This window comes from Prevotella sp. AM23-5 (assembly GCF_003473645.1).
In the GTDB taxonomy this organism is placed as follows: domain Bacteria; phylum Bacteroidota; class Bacteroidia; order Bacteroidales; family Bacteroidaceae; genus Prevotella; species Prevotella copri_A.
The window spans coordinates 30722-38046 of the sequence record NZ_QUCG01000034.1; the positions used below are offsets into that span (position 1 = coordinate 30722).

At 47.8% G+C, this 7325-nt stretch carries 4 protein-coding genes and 1 pseudogene; 4 read left to right on the forward strand and 1 reads right to left on the reverse strand.

Translation table 11 applies throughout. From position 1 onward, the window contains the following. Positions 1 to 65: 65 nt before the first annotated feature. Positions 66 to 257, forward strand: a pseudogene (locus tag DW657_RS09730) (cell filamentation protein Fic); the annotation flags it as partial. Between the two features lie 49 nt (positions 258 to 306). Further along, on the forward strand, positions 307 to 3207 hold the full coding sequence (locus DW657_RS09735; RefSeq protein ID WP_147381923.1) for a carboxypeptidase-like regulatory domain-containing protein: 2901 nt from the start codon (positions 307 to 309) through the stop codon (positions 3205 to 3207). A 243-nt stretch (positions 3208 to 3450) separates the two neighbouring features. Here the strand turns inward: DW657_RS09735 and DW657_RS09740 are convergent, their stop codons facing one another. Next, positions 3451 to 4788 (reverse strand): deoxyguanosinetriphosphate triphosphohydrolase, encoded by a 1338-nt coding sequence (locus DW657_RS09740; protein ID WP_118312350.1) that lies wholly within the window; start codon positions 4786 to 4788, stop codon positions 3451 to 3453. Between the two features lie 158 nt (positions 4789 to 4946). On the opposite strand from DW657_RS09740, the gene dut reads away from it, so the two are divergent. Then, on the forward strand, positions 4947 to 5384 hold the full coding sequence (dut, locus tag DW657_RS09745) for a dUTP diphosphatase (protein ID WP_118312351.1): 438 nt from the start codon (positions 4947 to 4949) through the stop codon (positions 5382 to 5384). A 28-nt stretch (positions 5385 to 5412) separates the two neighbouring features. Further along, positions 5413 to 7299, forward strand: a complete 1887-nt coding sequence (locus DW657_RS09750; protein ID WP_367400152.1) for a tetratricopeptide repeat protein — start codon at positions 5413 to 5415, stop codon at positions 7297 to 7299. Positions 7300 to 7325 lie beyond the last annotated feature (26 nt).

A 7325-nucleotide genomic window follows, 5' to 3' on the forward strand; every position in this document is an offset into this window, starting at 1 on the left:
AAAGGGCAATATCTTGCCATAACCAGGCAGTAAATGGAATAAGGCAAAGAATGCCAATATTCCACTCCGTACTGGATATTATTGGTGTATTGAACGAGCAGGATGATTATTCCAAAACCCGTAATTACAGGAAGTATCTGAAGACTAAGCTGAAGAAGGAAAATAATGAACTGGTTAGTGCCACTAACCAGTTGAAATTGCATGCTCCTGATGGTAAACTGCGTTTGACCGATGTTCTCGACAACGAAGGCATTATGGACAGAAGAATTATTTGTTGAATCATTGTGCAATTAAAAAATAGAAATTATGACAAAACTGTTTACTTTATTTCTTGCCATGTTATTGTCTGTGGCATGTTACGGTCAGGAAAAGTTGACTATCAAAAGTCGCGTGGTAGATTCCAAGACACGTAATGACGTGCCGGGAGTCACCGTACAACTCTTATCCTCAGACAGCACGGTTATTGAAACCTTGGTGGCGAACAACCATTGGACCCGGGATGATCAGGAAGGTTATTCCTCCATCTTTCAGTTTGACGTGCCAAGAGTAAAGGCTAACTATATCATTCGTGCCAGCTATCTGGGCTATAAGACATCGTATGTCAACATTTCCATAGGTGACCTGAGGAAGAGGGAGTATCTGAGGGAGCTTCCTCCAGTGGTGTTGCGCCCTGATTCGAAGATGCTGCAGGAGGTAAATGTCGTAGGAAGTAAGGTGAAGTTTTATCATAAGGGAGATACTGTTGTCTATAATGCCGATGCCTTTGTTTTGGCAGAGGGCAGTATGCTTGATGCCTTGGTCCGGCAGATGCCGGGTGTGGAAATCAAGAAAGACGGACGCATCTATCACAACGGCCAGTTTGTTGAGAATCTGCTGCTCAACGGCAAGGATTTCTTCAGAGGCAACCAGGAGGTTATGCTGGAGAATCTTCCCTCCTATACCGTCAAGCAGATAAAGATATACGACAAGTATGGCAAGAACAGCGAATTCCTTGGTCAGAAGCGTGAGGACGACAAGACGTATGTGATGGATGTCAATCTCAAGAAAGAATATTCCATCGGCTTGCTGGCTAACCTTGAGGGCGGAGCAGGTACGAAAGACCGTTATCTGGGTCGCCTCTTTGCCATGCGCTATACGGATCATTCCCGCATTACCTTCTATGGAAATGTGAACAATCTTAATGACAACAGAAAGCCTGGCCGCGACTCAGACTGGAACCCCGTTGACATGCCGAAGGGCGACAATAGGGAGAAGCTGGGCGGATTAGACTATGCGGTGAGTGACAGAAACCAGAAGTTTGACCTCAATGGCAATGTGCAGGTGAGCCATTCCAATCAGGAAGTCATTACCAATACCGACCGTGTGAACTTCCTGCAGAAGGGAAATACATTCGATTATGAGCGCCAGAAAGAAACCGTGAAGAATTTCCACCTGACAGCTGTCAACCAGCTATACCTCGTATTTAACAACAAGGTAAACCTGCTCCTGAAGCCGGTATTCCAATATGATAAGTTTGACAGGTACAGCAATTATATTTCTGGTACATTCTCCTCTATGCAATATGATGTCAGCCGGGAAATGCTCGATAATATTTATGCCGTCGGTTCGGAGAATCTTATCCGCCAGTCCCTGATTAACAGATATAAGAAGGAGGGATTGGGCAAAGGCTATCAGATGGCAGGAAGTTTCAATGCGGTAAGCACTATCAAGCTCAAGGGCTCTAGTGATTACATCAACCTGATAGGACAGGTCTCCTACGATAAGCGCAAGGAGGACTTGTTCAACAAGTATGCCGTACACTATGGTGATGATCCGCAGGTGCAGAATTCCGGCAATCAGTACTTCAGAAACCATCCAGACCGGAACTTTTTCTATCAGCTGGGGGCAGCCTACAACTTCCGCTTGAGTCAGGCGGTAGAATTGTCCATGTATTACGGTTTTGGTCATCGTGACAAGAAACGCCATTCTTCGCTTTATCTGCTGGACCAGCTGGATGGGGCAGAAGAGGAGAGTTCTTCTTCCATAGGATGGCTGCCATCGGTGGCGGAGTATGAACGCACGAAGGATAGAAGCAACAGTTATGTAAGTCAATATACGGAGGATGCGCATAGTCTGATTCCGTCTATCACATGGGATAAGGATACTGAGCATGGCAACTGGAGTGCACAGGCCAAACTGGGAATCGTACCTACCCGCCAGAAGCTTGCCTATGAGAGAGGAGAGGTAGATACAACCATCGTAAGAAACACGGTGCTTCTTACCTTTCCCTTTACCCGACTGAGCTACTGGGTAAAGAATCACACGAAGGGATTCCAGCTGCTCTTCAAGGCAACCCCGAAGCTCCCTGATCTCCTGAACATGGTGAATATTCAGGATGCGACAGACCCGATGAACGTGAAGCTGGGAAACAGCAGCCTGAAAAATGAGATGGCTTATGACGTGAATCTTCTCTTCAGCTCTATGAATATTGCCAGACAGCGAAGCCAGAGCCTTCGCCTGGGCTACACCTATCGTGCAAATGCCCTGGCTATGGGATATAGCTATGATGCCCATACGGGTGTCAGGAAATATCGTGCAGACAATGTAAATGGCAACTGGAATGCTTCAGCTTCCTATAATTTCGAGCAGCCGCTTGACAAGATGAAGCGACTGACATTTGGAACCTGGACACGTGTGGAATACGTGAACAGCGTGGATCTGATAGGTAACTCTGAAGGCGCGGGTTATCAGGCATCCCGCAGCACTGTACAGACAACGTTGCTCGATGAAACCTTGAAGCTGGATTATAAGGTAGGTAGCTCTTCTACCATGGGCGTAAAGATATCCGCAGCCTGGAGAAATGTTGACGGCAAGGCTATGGACTTCGACCACATCAATGCCGTGGATTTCAACTATGGAGCTACAGCCTCTTTCAATCTGCCTTGGCATATTCAGGTGGGTACAGACCTGACCATGTATTCCCGCCGTGGTTACGAAGGAAGTTCTATGAATACCGACGATTTGCTCTGGAATGCCCGCCTTTCCTATACTATGCTCAAGGGAAAGTTGACGTGGATGCTTGATGGCTTTGACATCCTGGGCAACTTGAACAATATCACTCGTATGGTAAATGCCCAGGGTAGAACCGAGACATTTGTCAATGCCTTGCCACGCTATGCAATATTGCATGTGGCATATCATTTTAACATGAAGCCCAAAAAGCATTAATGCCGGAATTAAAATCCTAGAGGGTGTGTCATAAGCCACATCCCATACGCCCTGAAAGGGCAAAAGCTTTGAAATTGAAAGCTTTTGCCCTTTCAGGGCGACTTTGTTTTTGCCAACATTCCCCAGGGCGCTGCCCTGGGCTAGGAGCTTTTGGGCTTTCAGCCCGTCCTCGGCAGCCATTATTTAGACTTGTGACACACCCTCTTTGCTCTTGCTTGTTGATTTCGTATGCCTGCTTTGTTTCTAGACTATCGGCAGACTTATTCCGTTGATTTTCTGATAGATGTCGAGCGCATAGATATCCGTCATGCCACTGATGTAATCCAATATCGCCATGATTCGCTCCTCCAGATTCTCGTTCTCTATGTCGTACTGGCTGCTTACCCTTCTCAGGAGTTGCTTGGAGTAGAAGCGGGATGGATTCACGGCGGCATCGATGAATACCTCCATCAGCGTAGCCATGATCTTGTAACCCGAAAGTTCGATGTCGAGAACCGGTTTGCTGGCATAGATTTTCTTGCGGGAAACCTGCGTACATTTCTGATAGGCTTGGCGCTGATGTTCGGCAATATGTTCGATGAGACATCCCTCGAAAGTGCCGCCAAGAATCTCCTCTTCGTGATTCAGAAAAACATTGACGCATTCGTTCTCCAGCTTTCCGATTACGCAGGCACGCATGTACACTACCTGTTCGTTTTCATCGGTCAATCCCTCATCCAGGATTCGCTGGCGAATCTTCTGCTGTGTTTCCTCATCAAAGAATCCCAGCAGTAAGTCTGCAGTCTCCTCGAAGGATAAGATCTTGAGTTTGTGGGAGTCTTCGATGTCCATAATCTCATAACAGATGTCATCAGCAGCTTCTACCATATACACCAGCGGGTGGCGGGCATATTCCAGTGGCTCTCCCGGTTTCGATTTTCTCAGGATTCCCAACTCCTCTGCTACCTTCTGGTAAGATTCGGCTTCGGAAGTAAAGAATCCAAACTTTCCGTGCTTCCCTGCCAGACTGCTGGCAAAAGGATATTTCACGATGGCAGCAAGCATAGGATAGGTCATCACGAAACCACCCTGGCGGCGACCTTTAAACTGATGCGTCAGGATTCTGAAGCCGTTGGCATTACCCTCGAAATGGGTAATGTCGTCCCAGAACTCGGCAGAAACTTCATCTTTCAATCCCTGTCCGGCACCCTCGCTGAAGAAAGTCTGGATGGCTTTTTCTCCGGAATGACCGAAGGGAGGATTGCCCAGATCGTGCGCCAGGCAGGCTGCACTCACGATGGTTCCGATTTCCTCGAAGAGCGTATCCTTCAGCTCCGGGCGCTTCTGGATGATGTGACGGGAGATATCGTTGCCCAGCGACATACCCACACTTGCCACTTCCAGGCTGTGAGTGAGACGGTTGTGTACAAAGATGCTGCCCGGCAGCGGGAATACTTGCGTCTTGTTCTGCAACCGGCGGAAAGCCGAAGAGAAGATGAGACGGTCGTAATCGCGCTTGAACTCCGAGCGGTCATCGTGGCGCTCGGCGTGCTTATGCTCCTGTCCGAATCGCTTGTTAGATATGAGTTGGGTCCATTCCATATTCTTTCTGTATTATGAGTCTTTTATGTTGTCTATTGTGCAAAAATACACGAAAGTTAGGATAAATCAAAATAAAAAAGGATAAATTATATCATTTTCACGTCTAAAATGCGATTATTCGGTTAAAAAGCAGTATTTTTGCAGAAAAATAGAAAATTATGCTGAAAGTACAGATTATCAATAAGGGGCATCAGCCTCTCCCTGCGTTTGCCACACCTCAGAGTGCGGGCATGGATTTGCGTGCTAATATCGATGAGGCTATCGTGCTTCATCCTATGGAGCGCCGACTCGTTCCTACGGGGCTTTTCATGGCATTGCCGGTAGGTTATGAGGCACAGATCCGTCCTCGCAGCGGTCTCGCTCTGAAGCATGGCATCACCGTGCTCAATACTCCGGGTACCATCGATGCCGATTACCGTGGCGAGATCATGGTGCTGCTCATCAACTTCTCACAGCAAGACTTCGTTGTCAATGATGGCGAGCGCATCGCACAAATGGTGCTTTCCAAGCACGAACAGTGCGACTTCATCGAGGTGGAGGAGCTGGATGAAACTGAGCGTGGTGCAGGTGGTTATGGTCATACCGGCGTAAAATAAGATAAGGATTTTTAGATAAGATTTGATCGTGAAGATAGATTTAAGAAACATGGGAGTCTGGGTGACTGTGGTGCTCATCGGCGCCATAGCCTTGCCTTCGCTCGCCCGAAAAAAGAAGATGCAGCCTGTCGGACAGCAACAGCAGACTGTAAGGGTGGATTCGCTTTCTCCAAACAATCGTAAGCGATATGAATACTTCTTGACCGAGGCGGCTCGCCAGCATGCAGCTGGCAGCTATACTGCCGCCTTCGATCTCTACGAACATGCCCGGAACATCGATCCTAACTCGGCAACGGCAAATTATTATCTGTCTCTCTATTTGACCGAGATGAAGCAGGATTCGCTGGGTCTTCTGCGATTGCAGAAGGCGATAGAGCAGGATCCTGAGAACCTGATTTTTGCAGAGCGACTCGCCCAATACTATATCAGCAAGGGAAAATACGAGGATGCCATCAATGCCTACGAGGCTGTCTATGCCAAGAATCACAGCAATACGGATGTGCTCCGCGTGTTGGCGCAGCTCTATCAGCAGCAGAAGAACTTCAAGATGATGCTCAATACCGTCAGCCGTCTGGAGACCGAAGAAGGTGAGAGCGAGCAGTTTACACTCACCAAGATGCGTATCCATGAGATGATGGATGACAAGAAGACTGCCTATAATGAACTGAAGTCGCTCGTAGAACAGCATCCTCTGGACATGCAGTATAAAACCATGCTGGGCAACTGGCTGATGCAGCACGACCGTCAGAAGGAAGCGTTCAAGTACTTCACTGATGTGCTGAAGGAAGAGCCGGATAATTCCTACGCCCAGATGTCGCTCTATGATTATTACAATGCCACCAAGCAGGCGGATCTGGCGAATGGCATGCTCGATAAGATTCTGATGAGTCAGAAGACGGATACCCAGACCAAGATCATGATGTTCCGTTCCTTCATCCAGAACAATGAAACCGAAGGCGGCGACTCTACCAAGGTCATCGCCCTCTTCGATAAGGTGCTCAATGTGCCACAGCCGTCTTCTGAAATAGCCGAGGTGCGTGCCGCCTATATGAGTTTGAAGAAGATGCCGACCGACTCTGTGATTTCAGCCTTCAAAAAGGTGCTTGATATCGCTCCTGACAATGCCAATGCGCGCATCCAGACCATTCAGCTGCTCTGGAATCAGAAGAAGTATCATGAGGTGATCGAGCAGGCGAAGGCTGCCCACGAATACAATCCGGAAGAGATGATCTTCTATTATTTCGGAGGTATGGCTTACTATCAGAATAAGGACGAAGATGCGGCGCTCAATGAGTTCCGGCTGGGTGTGGCTCAGGTGAATAAACTCTCTGCCAACGACCTGGTTTCTGATCTCTATGCCGTGATGGGCGACATCCTGCATCAGAAGAATCAGAAGGATGCAGCCTTTGCAGCCTATGATTCCTGTCTGCAGTGGAAAGCCGACAACGTAATGGCGCTCAACAACTACGCCTACTATCTGAGCGAAGAAGGCAAGGACCTGCACAAGGCTGAGGCGATGAGCTACAAGACCATCAAACTGGAACCGAACAATGGTACCTATCTTGATACCTACGCTTGGATTCTGTTTATGGAAGAGCGTTATGTAGATGCCAAGACCTACATCGATGCGGCTCTCAAGAACCGTGATTCTACCGAGAATAACAGTACGGTATTGGAGCATGCCGGCGATATTTACGCCATGAACGGTATGGTGAATGAGGCTGTCGGCTATTGGAAGCAGGCCTTGGATGATGACCATCAGACCGAGATCCTGAAATGGAAGATAGAAAATAAGCAATATATTTCCGAGGAAGAATTCCAACGAAAGAAGAACCCTGCAGCTGCTGAGCTCAAGAAATCGAAAGTGGCAGGCAAGTCTGCGGGTAAAAAGAATAAGAAAGGTAAAAAGAAGTAATGAATATGAACTATAATAATAAAAAT

Excerpts from the sequence above, each read along its gene's own strand:
- DW657_RS09740 (WP_118312350.1), bottom strand. The coding sequence starts at position 4,788 with ATGGAATGGACCCAACTCATATCTAACAAGCGATTCGGACAGGAGCAT.
- dut (WP_118312351.1), top strand. The coding sequence starts at position 4,947 with ATGCTGAAAGTACAGATTATCAATAAGGGGCATCAGCCTCTCCCTGCG.
- DW657_RS09735 (WP_147381923.1), top strand. The coding sequence starts at position 307 with ATGACAAAACTGTTTACTTTATTTCTTGCCATGTTATTGTCTGTGGCA.